This window comes from Paraburkholderia sp. EG304 (assembly GCF_046543485.1).
GTDB classification, from domain to species: Bacteria; Pseudomonadota; Gammaproteobacteria; order Burkholderiales; family Burkholderiaceae; genus Paraburkholderia; species Paraburkholderia youngii.
In genome coordinates this window covers 126,261-138,341 of sequence record NZ_JBKGUA010000013.1, presented here as the reverse complement: position 1 = coordinate 138,341, position 12,081 = coordinate 126,261, and the positions used below count along the sequence as shown (strand labels likewise).

Sequence of the window (12,081 nt, the reverse complement as noted above, 5' to 3'; positions counted from 1 at the left end):
GTGGCCTGTTGGTTCTCCGAATTGTTACGCGGCCACTTCATTGCATTCGCTATCGCTCGATTCCGCCGCGAGCAGATTCAGCGCAACCAGAATCGCCGCGCGATTGTCGACGTCGATCTCGATGCCGAGCGCGTCGGTGAGCCAGCGGCCGATCTTGGTGTTGGAAAATTCCGCGGCGCCGGCCGTCTTTTTCATCGTGACGCCGAGTTTGACGGCGCGATAGTGATAAGAGGGCACCCGATGCTGCGCCGCGACCGCCGAAAGCCCGCCTTTGCTTTCCGAGCACCAGCCGAGACTGCCGGCCAGCACGATCCGCTCGGGTTCGTCGAGCCCTTCGATGAACTCGCGCGCCGCGCGCCGCACGCTTTGTTCGTCGAGGCCGTATTGCAGCAGCACGCTTTCCACCGGGTCTTCGAGCGCGTGCGCGTGCAGATCGATTTCCTGCGCGACGCCCTCGGTCTCCATCGACACGTTGCGCTGATGGCACGCGCTGCGCAGGCAGTCGATCAGATAGCGGCGGAAATACGCGCACACCGCGTAGCTGTTGGACGGCGCGCTGTCGGCGCAGGCGTTCGTTTCGGTGTGGCCGGGCGCGAGGCGCAACACCTTCGCGTAGATGAACTGCGCGACCAGTTCTTCCTTGTCCTCGCCGAGCGCCTGCAATTCGAGCGGGTGATAGGTCCGCAACGCGCGCTTGACCAGTTCGACCATCGACACCATTTCGTCCGCGGAGAGGCGGGTGCGTCTGCGCCACAGGTCGGGCAGGATCGCGTCGTCGAGTTGGCGGGCGAACTCGTAGCTCGGGACTGCGCCCATGGAAACCTCCGTCACGGTTGACAGGGAGCGCGGTGAGCCGCGGCGCGTGGGCCGCGAAGCGAGGGAAGTTGCCTGTAATGCCGCGCTGAAACGTGAATGCAGTATGGTTCGCGGCAAGGCCTTCGCCTATATGGAAGAAGTGTTAGCCGATGGGTAAACCGCCGGGTAAACCTTCTGACGGAATGCTGACGATTCGTCAGAAGCGTGCGCATTCGCCGTAGAATGAACCGCTCGGGCGGCGCGTCTGGTCGCCCGGTTCCGACCCGCGGGTTTCCCGGAGCACCGCCGCCTGGCCAGTGCTTCGTCTCAACGAAGTTGCCATGCCCCCGCGATCAAGCTGCGCGGGATCGGATCAGGCGCTATCGCGCTAACGCCGACAGAGGAGACCGCCCGATGCGGGCCGACCCGATCCAGCGTGCCATCGACGAAGACCTCGTGCGCGTGCTCTACGCGCAGGACCCGATCGCGTTCTTTTCGCACTGGTTTTCGATCGCGGTGCTGGTGGCCATCTACTGGCCGCATGTGCCGGCGCCGCCGTTGTTTATCGCGTGTTTCGTTTTTTATGCGCTCGCCAATTGCGCGGGCCTCGCGCTGTGGATCTGCAATCGTCGCTATCCGCAGTTGGTGTCGCCGCGCGACTGGATTTATTTGCACGCGCTGCGTGGCGTGCTCCTGTACAGCGGGCCGGGCTTCGCGGTGTGGTTCGCGTTCCAGAGTCCGCAAACCGATCTGCCGCTATTGCATACCGTGCTGCTGGTGACGCTCGCGGCCGGCGTGTTCATGTCGAATGGGTTCGATCTCCTCAATTTTTCGACGTCGATTCCGTTTCTGCTGCTGCCATCGATCGTGCTGCATTTCGGTTCGCATACGTTCGATCGCACGATTCTTGCGATCGTGCTCGCGTTCTTCTTCTGCGCGATCAACGTCTACGCGATGAGCTATCGCAAGCTGTTTCGCCAGGTCGTGCAGGCGCGTGTCGATCAGCAGTACCTCGCGGAATCGCTGGCCGCGCAAAAGCGCGTCGCCGAAGAAGCGAGCCTCGCGAAGACGCGCTTTTTCGCGGCCGCAAGCCACGATCTGCGCCAGCCGCTGCATGCGATCGGCCTGCTCGCGGCGTCGCTGAACGACCCTGCGGCGACGCCCGCGCAGCACGCGAAGACGGCCGGGCACATCGTCTATAACGTCGAGGCGCTCAATCAGCTGTTCAACCAGGTGCTCGATCTCGCCCGGCTCGAAAGCGGCGTGACCCAGGTGATCCGGTTGCACTTCCGGCTCTCCGAGCTGTTCGAGCGGGTCGGCAGCCAATATCGTCCGCAGGCCGCGGCGAAGGGGCTCGCGCTGCGCATAGCGCCGACTTCGATGGTCGTCTACGACGATCCTGTGCTGCTCGAACGGGTGTTGAGCAATCTGCTGTCGAACGCGGTGCGTTATACCGAGCAAGGCGCGATCTGGCTCGGCTTCCGGCGCGCGGGGCGACAAAAGGGCGGCTATATCGAGGTGCGCGATTCGGGCGTCGGCATCGCGCCGGAGGAGCACGGGCGTATTTTCGAGGAGTTTTACCAGGTCGAGAATCCGCAGCGCGACGCGCGTCAGGGGCACGGGCTTGGCCTGCCGACCGTCAGGCGGCTCGTCGGCCTGCTCGGCGGCGAGTTGCAGCTGCGCTCGGCGCCCGGGCGCGGCTCGGTGTTCCGCTTCGCGGTGCAGGCGGGCGACGCGAGCGGCATCGTCGCGAGTCTGAACGATCCGGTCGCGGGCGGCCCGGCTTCGCTGGGGCGGCGTGTGCTGTGCATCGACGACGAGCCGTCGATACTAGAGGGCCTCGCGAGCCTGCTCGAGCGCTGGGGCTGCGAGGTGCGCGGCGCGCGCGACGAAGCCGGTGCGCTCGCCGCGCTCGCGGACGGCTTCGTGCCCGACGCGGTGCTGTGCGACTACCAGCTCGCCAATCACCGCACCGGCGCGCAGGCGCTCAGCGCGATGCGCGGCGCGCTCGCGCGCGAGGGGCACGGCAATGTGGTTACGCTGCTGATCACCGGCGATATGGCGTCGGCGGAGCTGGCGGCGCTCGCGTTGCAGGGGATTCCAGTGCTGCACAAGCCGGTCACGCCGGCGCGGCTGCGGCGCACGCTGGAAATGCTGTGGCAACAGGCCGAACTCGACAAGGGGCGGCCGGCGGGCGCAGTCGTGTTGGGAGACGCGTCGGGAGAGGTTGGTTCAGCGCAGTCGCCGGCAGGGGGCGGCTCGCCGCAAACCGAAGCGGGCTCCGGGGCGCAAAGCGAAACGCAGCCTTAGCAACGGGAAGCAGAGATGGTTGACGCTGCGGCGCAGCGCTATAGCGTTTTCCCCGCCTCCAGCCATCCATTGATTACCGCGATCGCCGTCGAGCGGTTATGCACGCCGAGCGCGCGAAAAATTACCGACAGATGCACCTTCACGGTCCCCTCGGCGACGCCGAGATCGCGCGCGATCATCTTGTTGGTCCAGCCGCGATGCACGAGCCGCATGATGTCCTGCTGACGCGGTGACAGGTTCTCCAGCAGATGCTGCTGGTGCGGCTTCAGCGACGGCGCCGGCCTGAGCGGTTCGGTCTGCGCGGCGACGCTCGGAGGCGGCACGCCTGCCGATGCATCCGCTTCGGCCCCCGCGCAGCCGGCCGCCTGGGTTTCGCGCGTGCCGAGCAGACTCAGCGCTTCCATCGGCACATAAGCGCCGCCGGAAAGCACCAGTTCGATGGCCTTCAGCATCACGCTGGCGGGCTGGCGCTTCGGCACGAAACCGAGCGCGCCGGCCGCGAGCACCGCGCGCATCTCGTCGGGCGATTCCTCCGCGGACAGCACCACCACCGGCAGCGCCGGATTCGCCTTCAGCAGCGATTCGAGCGACGTCGCGCCGCTCATGCCCGGCATATGCAGATCGACGATCGCCAGATCGTGATTGGCGTCGGGGCGCGCGGCGGTCGCAAGGGTTTCCCAGCTGTCGGCTTCGTCGAACTGGGCGTCGGGATCGAAGCCGAGCAGCATGCCTTTGACGCCTTGCCGGATCAGTTCATGGTCGTCGGCTACAAGAAACTTCATGATGTCTCCGCGAGTCGAGCCAGTCCGTTGAGGGCTGCCGCCGATGCACATTCCGCCCTGGCGGGCTGCGCACTTGCAGCGCAATTAACTGCGGTACTCATGACACACATCATGGCCGGTTTTCCGCGCTTCTTGGTCGATCCCACGGACCCCGGCACGTTCCAACTCGCCAGGGTCCCGCTCCCTTGCCGTGCCGCGCGCCGCTCGGCTGGGCTGCGACGCGCGTGGCCGGCTGCCGGCATCGTTCGATGCGCTTCGTGATGTTAAGGCAGGTCTCCCGCGCATAGGTTCCGGCTTGCTACGTAGACGAGCCGTGCGCAGCTTTTTTGAAGCGCTGGCGCGCGATCCGGCAGGTTATGCCCGCCGGATCGGCGCGGGTTCGCGCGCCGCTATCCGACCGCGAACAGCGTCGCTTTCATCAGAAGCTTGAAGGCGAAACCGAGCGACATCGCCGCGGCCACGCCGAAGCACCAGAGCGCGATGAACCAGAGCCAGCCCGGCAGCTTGCGGCCGGGCGCTGCCGCATTGGCATTGGCAGCGGGAGCCGACGCGCGGACACCCCGCTTTTCAGTGATAGTGATGTTGGTCGTCATGACGCACCTTGCCTCGAAAGACCCATAACCCATCGTCGTATAGGCGACGATGATCGGCAGGATCACAGCCGCGCCGGCCAGCGTGAACGTCTGGCTCGTGCGTGGCGCGGCGGCTTCCCATAGCGTGATGCTCGACGGAATCGCGTACGGCCACAGGCTCACCAGCAGCCCGAGATAGCCGAGAAGCACGAGCGCCAGCGCGAGCACGAACGGCGTGTTGTGGTGGCGCGCGCGCACCGCGCGATGCATGAAGAACGCGCAGATCGCGACGAGGAACGGCACCGGCAGCAGACGATAGAAGATCCCGTCATGGAACCAGCGTTGCGCGATGCCCGCATCCATCAGCGGCGTCCACAGGCTCACGAGCGCGATGAAGCCGAGCAGCACCAGCGTCAGCGGCCAGACCACGCGATGCAGTCGGCGCTGCAGGTCGCCTTCGGTCTTCGCGACCAGCCAGCAGCAGCCGAGCAGCGCGTAAGTCGCGACGAGCCCGAGGCCCGTCAGCAGGCTGAACGGCGTGAGCCAGCCGAACGCGTCGCCGGCATACGCGCCATCGACGACCGGAATGCCTTGCAGGAAAGCGCCGAGCACGATGCCCTGGAAAAACGTCGCGCCCGCCGAGCCGCCGATGAACGCGAGGTCCCACAGGTGCCTCGTGCGACGCGACTTCGCGCGGATCTCGAACGACACGCCGCGAAAGATCAGGCATACGAGCATGAACACGAGCGGCAGATAGAGCGCCGACAGCACGGTCGAGTAGACCACCGGAAACACCGCGAACAGCGCGGCGCCGCCGAGCACGAGCCAGGTTTCGTTGCCGTCCCACACTGGCGCGACCGTGTTCATCATCAGGTCGCGCTCTTTCTCGTCGGGGAAGAACGGAAAGACGATGCCGATGCCGAGGTCGAAGCCGTCCAGCACGACGTACATGAAAAGGCCCAACGCGATGATCGCGGCCCAAACGACGGTTACGTCCATATTCTTTCTCTCGTAGCGTGGGTTAGACGACGTCGATTATCTGATCGGCGGCGGACAGCGGGCGGCGCGCGGTCTGCGCGGGCGTCGGCTGCGGTGTGTCGTGCGGCTTGCCGCCAGGCAGCGCGGGACCCGAGCGCATCAGCTTCAGCATGTAGTAGATGCCGGTGCCGAACACGAGGAAGTAGACGACCACGAAGGTCATCAGCGACAGACCGACCTGCTGCGTGGTCAGCGGCGACACGGCCTGCGACGTGCGCATCACGCCATAGACGACCCACGGCTGACGGCCCGCTTCGGTGGTGACCCAGCCGGCCAGCAGCGTGATGAAGCCGCTCGGGCCCATTGCGACGCACAGCCGCTGGAACCACTTCGCTTCGAACAGACGTCCACGGCGATGCAGCACCCAGGCCGCGATCGACATTGCGATCATCAGCACGCCGAGGCCGGCCATGATGCGGAAGCTCCAGAACACCACGGCCGAATCCGGCCGGTCCTCTGGCGGGAATTCCTTCAGCCCGCGGATTTCGCCGTCCCAGCTATGCGTGAGGATCAGGCTGCCCAGGTGCGGGATCGACACCGCGTAGTGCGTGGTTTCGGCCTTCATGTCGGGGATGCCGAACAGATTCAGCGCGGTGCCGCCTTTTTCGGTGTCCCAGATGCCTTCGATCGCCGCGATCTTCGCCGGCTGATATTCGCGCGTGTTCAGGCCGTGCTGATCGCCGATGAATGCCTGGATCGGCGTCAGAATCAGCAGCAGCCACAGCGCCATCGAGAACATCTTCTTGACGGCGGGATCGCGTCGGCCGCGCAGCAGATGCCACGCGCCGACCGCCGCGACCACCAGCCCCGCGACGATGAACGCCGCCAGCGCCATATGCGCGAGCCGATACGGGAACGACGGATTGAAGATGATCTTGAACCAGTCGAGCGGCACGACATGGCCGTCGACGACCTCGAAACCCTGCGGCGTCTGCATCCAGCTATTGGACGCGAGGATCCAGAAGGTCGAGATCAGCGTGCCGATCGCGACCATCAGCGTCGCGCCGAAGTGCGCGCGCGGACTCACGCGCTGCCAGCCGAACAGCATGATGCCGAGGAAGCCCGCTTCGAGAAAGAATGCGGTCATCACCTCGTACATCAGCAACGGACCGGTGATGGGCCCGGCGAAACTCGAGAAGCCGGACCAGTTGGTGCCGAACTGATAGGCCATCACGACACCGGAGACGACGCCCATGCCGAAGGCCACTGCGAAGATCTTCGACCAGAACAGACAAAGATCTTTGTAGTAGGCCTTGCCGGTTCTCAGCCAACGCCATTCGAGAACGGCAATGAAGCTGGCGAGACCGATGCTGAGCGCGGGGAAAACGATGTGAAAAGAAACCGTGAACGCGAATTGAATGCGCGCGAGATCGAATGCCGATAGTGCCGAGTTCATGATCCTGTTGTGCGTGATTGCCGCGTGAGCTGAATTACGCGCGTCGACCGATGTCGGTGCGCACTGCGCTTGGCAGATGGCGCAAGAGTAGGGGATCGAAACAAAATGTGTTGCAATGCGGTGTGCGTCAAAAAACCGCCTTGTTTTCTGCGAAATGCACGAGTCGATGAGGCAAGCCGTTGATGAGTCTCAAGTTTCCTTTAGCGGCCGAGGCAGGGCCGCGTGTGCGTCGTTGCATGTGCTGCGTCAATCGACCGCGCTGCAGCAATGCTTGTCGCGCAGCCTTGCGCGGCAAGGTCGCGAGCGGTGCCCGTCGTCAGCCGACAATCGATACATCCAAGCCGACTTCGTCGGTTCGCGCGCTAGTCAGCCGATTTTTTTATCTCTACGATTCGGCCGTTTCCGTAGTTCCGTGATTCATTGCCGTATTCGCACGGCGTTCTGTCATGCGTCGCGCGCATGCTTCGTGAGCAGCTTCCGCTTCATCCACCTGCCGGCGACGGCAAACTTCAACGACAAGGAGTTAGCAGATGAGCACGATCAGGACGAAAGACGGTACTTCGATTTTCTATAAGGACTGGGGCAAGGGTCGCCCGGTCGTGTTTTCGCACGGCTGGCCGCTGACCGCCGATGCGTGGGATGCGCAGATGCTGTTTCTCGGCAGCAAGGGCTTTCGCGTGATCGCGCATGACCGGCGCGGCCACGGACGCTCGGAGCAGCCGTGGGACGGCAACGAGATGGACACCTACGCCGACGACCTTGCCGCACTGATCGAACATCTCGACTTGCAGGACGCGACGCTGGTCGGCCATTCGACTGGCGGCGGCGAAGTCGCGCATTACATCGGCCGACACGGCACGGGGCGTGTCGCGAAGGCCGTGCTGATCGGCGCGGTGCCGCCGCTGATGCTGAAGACCGCCGATAATCCGCTCGGCCTGCCGATCGACGTGTTCGACGGCATCCGCAAGGGCGTCCTCGACGATCGCTCGCAGTTCTTCAAAGATCTGGCCGTGCCGTTCTATGGCTATAACCGCGAGGGCGCGAAGGTGTCACAGGGCGTGATCGATTCGTTCTGGCGCCAGGGCATGGCCGGCTCGATCAAGGGGCTATACGACTGCATCAAGCAGTTCTCCGAGGTCGACTACACCGAAGATCTGAAGAAGATCGACGTACCGACCCTGGTGCTGCACGGCGACGACGACCAGATCGTGCCGATCGACGCAGCCGGCCGACGCACCGCGGAGATCGTCAGGAACGCGACGCTGAAGGTCTATGCGGGCGGCCAGCACGGCATGTGCACCGTGGAGGCCGACAAGGTCAATGCCGACCTGCTCGAATTCATCGGCGCTTGAGCGATCAGAAACGCGTAATCAGGTGATTTGCTGACTGCGCGGGCGGCGTACAGAGGCCGCCCGCGCCGAATGCCGGGCGACCGCGGGCGTCAGGCGATTCACTTCTCGAACAAAAAACCCCTCATGGTCATACGATGTCGCATGAAGGCGATATCCGTATGTCTTTGTTTTTTAAGAGGCTACCAAACGCCTCATATGCAATTTAAGGGTAAATGCGGAGCTGAAATCCGCCGGTTCATCATCGATAGTACGTTATCGTACAACCTGGGTGTGTTATGCGACGCGCACAGCGCGATCCGCGGGCCGCTCGATCCCTCTGTCTGTTCTCTGTAGACCTCGCGCGCGGCGCAGTTAAAGGAACCCCTATGAAGAAGATTGCCCTGAGTGGCGCCGGCGGCCAACTCGGCTCCGTGGTACGTGCTGAATTCGTCGCGCGCGGCGTGCCGTTGCGCTCGGCCGCTGGCTCGAAAGTGCTGACGCCGCTCGTCGACGGCGAAGACGTGATGAACGGCGACCTGCGCGATCCGGCGGTTGTCGACCGTCTGCTGAACGGCGTGGACGTGCTGATCCATTTCGCCGGCACGAGCGTCGAGCGTCCGCTGCCCGAGATCATCGAGAACAACCTGCGCGGCCTCGTCGAAGTCTACGAAGGCGCGCGCCGCAACGGCGTGAAGCGCATCGTGTTCGCGAGCTCGAACCACGCGATCGGCATGTATCCGGTCACCGAGCATCTGAGCCTCGACTGCGAACTGCGCCCGGATGGCTTTTACGGTCTGTCGAAGGTGTGGGGCGAAGCGCTCGCGCGCATGTACTGGGACAAGCACGGCATCGAAAGCGTGTGCGTGCGCATCGGCAGTTGCCTCGAGCGTCCGACCGAGCAGCGTCACCTGAGCACCTGGTTCGGCCATCAGGACCTGATGCATTTCCTCGATCGCTGCATCGAAGCGGAAGAGGTCGGCTTCCTGACCATCTGGGGCGTGTCGGCCAATACGCGCAGCTGGTGGGACAACAGCGTCGGCGCCGCGCGTCTGGGCTACGAGCCGAAGCAGAACGCCGAGGACTACGCTCAAGACATCCTGTCGCGCCCGAATCCGCTCGATGAACTGGGCCAGCGCTTTCAGGGCGGCAGCTTCGTCGGCATCGACTACTCGCGCAAGGAATAAGTCCCGGGCAGTTCGACGGGCAATGCATCACGAGGAGATCGCGTAACGAAGATCAAGGGTATTCGCTGGTGGATGGTCGCGCTGGTCGCGGTCGGCCTGATCATCAATTACCTGGCGCGCAACACGTTGTCGGTCGCGGCACCGACGATGATGAAGGAGCTCAACATCACGACCGAGCAGTACGCGCACGTGGTCGTGGCGTGGCAGCTCTGCTATGTGTTCATGCAGCCGGTCGCCGGTTTCGTGCTCGACACGATCGGCACCAAGATCGGCTTCGCGGTCTTTGCGCTTGCATGGTCGGTGGCTTGCGCGGCGGCGGCATGGGCGACGGGCTGGCGCAGCCTCGCGGGTTCCGCGGTCTCCTCGGACTCGCCGAATCGGCGGCTATTCCGGCTGGCGTGAAGGCGACGAGCGAGTGGTTCCCGGCGAAGGAGCGGTCGGTTGCGATCGGCTGGTTCAATATCGGCTCGTCGCCTGGCAAACGTTCAATGCGTGGATTCCGCTGTACATGATGACCGAGCGTCACATGAACCTGAAGGAAGTCGCGATGTTCGCGTGGATGCCGTTCCTTGCGGCTGATATCGGCTGCGTGCTCGGCGGTTATCTGAGCCCGCTGTTTCACAAGTACGCGAAAGTGTCGCTGTTCACGTCGCGCAAGATGGTGTTCGTGGTCGGTGCGTTGTTCATGATCGGGCCGGCTTGCGTCGGTCTCGTCGAGAGCCCGTACATGGCGGTGGCGCTGCTGTGCGTCGGTGGCTTCGCGCACCAGACGCTGTCGGGCGCGCTGTACGCGATCACGTCGGACATGTTCGGCAAGCACGAAGTCGCGACCGCGACGGGCATGGGCGGCATGGCAGGGTATCTGGGCGCTGCCGCGTTCACTGCGCTGTTCGGTGTGCTCGTCACGCAGATCGGGTATAGCCCGCTGTTCGTCGTGCTGGCAGTGTTTGATCTGATTGCCGCGGTCGTGGTGTGTCTGTTGGCCAGGAGTTCGGAGAAGAGGCCGGAGCCGATGTGGGTCGCGCCGGATGCGGTGACGGCGAAGTAAGGCGAAAGTACGGTCGGCTCGTGTGGGCCGATCCGGCGAAAGAAGCGGCGCGCAAGAGTAGGTGCCGTTTCTTTCGTCAGGTTTGCGGCCGATTGCGAGATTGCAGTCTTGCGCCCCGAGCGTTACAGGCGCAAACAGATTAATCGCCCAGCAGACGTTTTAATTCGTCAAAGAACAATGCGGTTATGTATCCCCACAATTTCCGATAAAAATTAAATCCATAGTCTTCGTAAGATTTTTGTCGCCTAACAGATCGCTACCCTGGTTCAGATATCCACCAAACAGGGCGTGGAACTGAGGATATGACTCTTCGTTCGTCATTTGAGGGATCTGAGGCGGTTGACCGGATGCAGAGCGGTGGTGCGAGCATCGCGACAAATTACTCGCTGAGAAGCCTTTTTAATTCGTCAAGAAATGAGGCAGTCGTGTAGCCCCATAACTCCGGAGAAAAATCTTGGCCATAGTCGTTTCTGAACGCCGAATCCAGATCCTCCCGGTGCTCGCTCATGAATGAATTGATTTCGTGAACCATTTCGAGGTGGCTCTCGCGTGGGCAGTCTCTCTTGTAGCAAGCGATGATTTCGGGAATCGTATCTCCCCATATATCGAAATCCTCATTCAGGTATGCGCCAAACAGCTGATACATTTTGGGGTAGCGAGTTGACAGCATAAATTCTCTCTATTTAATGTAAGCAGTAACAATATAGTATGGCATTCCGTTGTAGGTTTGATATTTCAGAACGACTACAACCTCATTCATGGGCGTCAGTTTCCCTGTCTCCCTCGTTATGCCATAGCCGACGTTACCCGCCACGCGCCGCGTCAAAGCGAGAGGGCCGCCTCTGCCCGAAGACTGCGCCCATTCCCGAATGATGGTCGCATTGGCACGCATGACTTCTGAGATGGCTGATTCGGCCCGCTCGAGGTTCGTGAACGACGAAACCTTCTCTCGACGCGGCTCGAGTTTGAGTCTTTCTCGCAACTGCGCTTCGGTCCGTCCGACATGCTTCAAGAGCGTGTGTCCGCCAATCCCGCTCCCTGCCTTCGCTTCGTGCATGTCCAGACTGATCCGGCCCATCGCGATACGCGAAGCCCGTATAGCCTTGATGGAACTAGCAAAGCCAAACGGTACGACCATATCGAGCCACAGACCGATATTGTTCGCCATATCGGGGCTGGCCTTCATCGCTTGCGCGAGTTTCGTCGTGCCCTGTTGGGTCAGCGTCGCCGTATCTCGCGCCGTCCAGATCTGACGCAAGCCAGCGGCCGCCGTGTCCGAGCCATGTACGCCGAACACAACGCATCCAGTCTTGCTCGCCATGGTCGGTTCAGGCATCACACACAGCGCGCCGGCCCCGACCATTTCCAGCAAACCGCCGACAAGTTGCAATCCGCCCCATAACCGGTTGGAAATCATTTCGCTGTGGCTGATCGATTGACGGGGCAGCACCGCCGCTAGTTGCGGCGCACTCACCACGACACGCACGCCGTCTCCATCTTGTTCGCCCGACATTCGGTATCCCTCTGTGATTGAGGCCGCCAAGATAGCTGTCGACCAAAGGCACAGGAAATGGGCGATGGATGATTCTTGTGTCCCATTAATCCGATGGCTGCGAGTCATTGAC

At 62.8% G+C, this 12,081-nt stretch carries 11 protein-coding genes and 2 pseudogenes; 6 read left to right on the top strand and 7 right to left on the bottom strand.

All coding sequences use genetic code 11. From position 1 onward, the window contains the following. Positions 1 to 24: 24 nt before the first annotated feature. Positions 25 to 816 (bottom strand): hypothetical protein, encoded by a 792-nt coding sequence (locus ACLFKU_RS17940; protein WP_410849948.1) that lies wholly within the window; start codon positions 814 to 816, stop codon positions 25 to 27. Between ACLFKU_RS17940 and ACLFKU_RS17935 the strand changes: the two genes are divergently transcribed. Both ACLFKU_RS17935 and ACLFKU_RS17930 read left to right on the top strand, forming a co-directional pair. Continuing rightward, positions 815 to 973 (top strand): hypothetical protein, encoded by a 159-nt coding sequence (locus ACLFKU_RS17935; RefSeq protein WP_410849947.1) that lies wholly within the window; start codon positions 815 to 817, stop codon positions 971 to 973. The genes ACLFKU_RS17940 and ACLFKU_RS17935 overlap by 2 nt on opposite strands. Before the next feature lie 236 nt (positions 974 to 1,209). Then, positions 1,210 to 3,105, top strand: a complete 1,896-nt coding sequence (locus ACLFKU_RS17930; RefSeq protein WP_410849946.1) for an ATP-binding protein — start codon at positions 1,210 to 1,212, stop codon at positions 3,103 to 3,105. A gap of 38 nt (positions 3,106 to 3,143) precedes the next feature. On the opposite strand, the gene ACLFKU_RS17925 is transcribed toward ACLFKU_RS17930, so the two are convergent. From ACLFKU_RS17925 to ACLFKU_RS17910, 4 genes and pseudogenes are all read right to left on the bottom strand, one after another. Continuing rightward, positions 3,144 to 3,887, bottom strand: coding sequence for a response regulator (locus tag ACLFKU_RS17925; protein ID WP_410849945.1), 744 nt, complete (start codon positions 3,885 to 3,887; stop codon positions 3,144 to 3,146). Positions 3,888 to 4,276: 389 nt separating this feature from the next. Next, positions 4,277 to 4,480, bottom strand: a complete 204-nt coding sequence (locus tag ACLFKU_RS17920) for a hypothetical protein (RefSeq protein ID WP_410849944.1) — start codon at positions 4,478 to 4,480, stop codon at positions 4,277 to 4,279. Continuing rightward, a pseudogene (gene cydB / locus ACLFKU_RS17915) lies at positions 4,455 to 5,458 on the bottom strand (cytochrome d ubiquinol oxidase subunit II). Before cydB ends, ACLFKU_RS17920 begins: the two are co-directional and overlap by 26 nt. Before the next feature lie 22 nt (positions 5,459 to 5,480). Then, positions 5,481 to 6,893 (bottom strand): cytochrome ubiquinol oxidase subunit I, encoded by a 1,413-nt coding sequence (locus ACLFKU_RS17910; RefSeq protein WP_410849943.1) that lies wholly within the window; start codon positions 6,891 to 6,893, stop codon positions 5,481 to 5,483. A gap of 166 nt (positions 6,894 to 7,059) precedes the next feature. On the opposite strand from ACLFKU_RS17910, the gene ACLFKU_RS17905 reads away from it, so the two are divergent. From ACLFKU_RS17905 to ACLFKU_RS17890, 4 genes and pseudogenes are all read left to right on the top strand, one after another. Next, positions 7,060 to 7,467, top strand: coding sequence for a hypothetical protein (locus tag ACLFKU_RS17905; RefSeq protein WP_410849942.1), 408 nt, complete (start codon positions 7,060 to 7,062; stop codon positions 7,465 to 7,467). Next, positions 7,424 to 8,245, top strand: coding sequence for an alpha/beta fold hydrolase (locus tag ACLFKU_RS17900; protein WP_368585310.1), 822 nt, complete (start codon positions 7,424 to 7,426; stop codon positions 8,243 to 8,245). The genes ACLFKU_RS17905 and ACLFKU_RS17900 overlap by 44 nt, the downstream gene beginning before the upstream one ends. 365 nt (positions 8,246 to 8,610) lie before the next feature. Continuing rightward, on the top strand, positions 8,611 to 9,408 hold the full coding sequence (locus ACLFKU_RS17895; RefSeq protein WP_410849941.1) for an NAD-dependent epimerase/dehydratase family protein: 798 nt from the start codon (positions 8,611 to 8,613) through the stop codon (positions 9,406 to 9,408). Positions 9,409 to 9,480: 72 nt separating this feature from the next. After that, positions 9,481 to 10,456: pseudogene (locus ACLFKU_RS17890) on the top strand (MFS transporter). Positions 10,457 to 10,835: 379 nt separating this feature from the next. On the opposite strand, the gene ACLFKU_RS17885 reads toward ACLFKU_RS17890, so the two are convergent. Both ACLFKU_RS17885 and ACLFKU_RS17880 read right to left on the bottom strand, forming a co-directional pair. Next, positions 10,836 to 11,126, bottom strand: a complete 291-nt coding sequence (locus ACLFKU_RS17885; RefSeq protein ID WP_368585312.1) for a contact-dependent growth inhibition system immunity protein — start codon at positions 11,124 to 11,126, stop codon at positions 10,836 to 10,838. 9 nt (positions 11,127 to 11,135) lie between these two features. Beyond that, positions 11,136 to 11,969 carry an RNase A-like domain-containing protein gene (locus ACLFKU_RS17880; RefSeq protein WP_410849940.1) on the bottom strand — a complete coding sequence of 278 codons (834 nt, stop codon included), beginning with the start codon at positions 11,967 to 11,969 and terminating at the stop codon, positions 11,136 to 11,138. Positions 11,970 to 12,081: the final 112 nt, after the last annotated feature.

Excerpts from the sequence above, each read along its gene's own strand:
- ACLFKU_RS17935 (WP_410849947.1), top strand. The coding sequence starts at position 815 with ATGGAAACCTCCGTCACGGTTGACAGGGAGCGCGGTGAGCCGCGGCGC.
- ACLFKU_RS17940 (WP_410849948.1), bottom strand. The coding sequence starts at position 816 with ATGGGCGCAGTCCCGAGCTACGAGTTCGCCCGCCAACTCGACGACGCG.
- ACLFKU_RS17930 (WP_410849946.1), top strand. The coding sequence starts at position 1,210 with ATGCGGGCCGACCCGATCCAGCGTGCCATCGACGAAGACCTCGTGCGC.
- ACLFKU_RS17925 (WP_410849945.1), bottom strand. The coding sequence starts at position 3,887 with ATGAAGTTTCTTGTAGCCGACGACCATGAACTGATCCGGCAAGGCGTC.
- ACLFKU_RS17920 (WP_410849944.1), bottom strand. The coding sequence starts at position 4,480 with ATGACGACCAACATCACTATCACTGAAAAGCGGGGTGTCCGCGCGTCG.
- ACLFKU_RS17910 (WP_410849943.1), bottom strand. The coding sequence starts at position 6,893 with ATGAACTCGGCACTATCGGCATTCGATCTCGCGCGCATTCAATTCGCG.
- ACLFKU_RS17905 (WP_410849942.1), top strand. The coding sequence starts at position 7,060 with ATGAGGCAAGCCGTTGATGAGTCTCAAGTTTCCTTTAGCGGCCGAGGC.
- ACLFKU_RS17900 (WP_368585310.1), top strand. The coding sequence starts at position 7,424 with ATGAGCACGATCAGGACGAAAGACGGTACTTCGATTTTCTATAAGGAC.
- ACLFKU_RS17895 (WP_410849941.1), top strand. The coding sequence starts at position 8,611 with ATGAAGAAGATTGCCCTGAGTGGCGCCGGCGGCCAACTCGGCTCCGTG.
- ACLFKU_RS17885 (WP_368585312.1), bottom strand. The coding sequence starts at position 11,126 with ATGCTGTCAACTCGCTACCCCAAAATGTATCAGCTGTTTGGCGCATAC.
- ACLFKU_RS17880 (WP_410849940.1), bottom strand. The coding sequence starts at position 11,969 with ATGTCGGGCGAACAAGATGGAGACGGCGTGCGTGTCGTGGTGAGTGCG.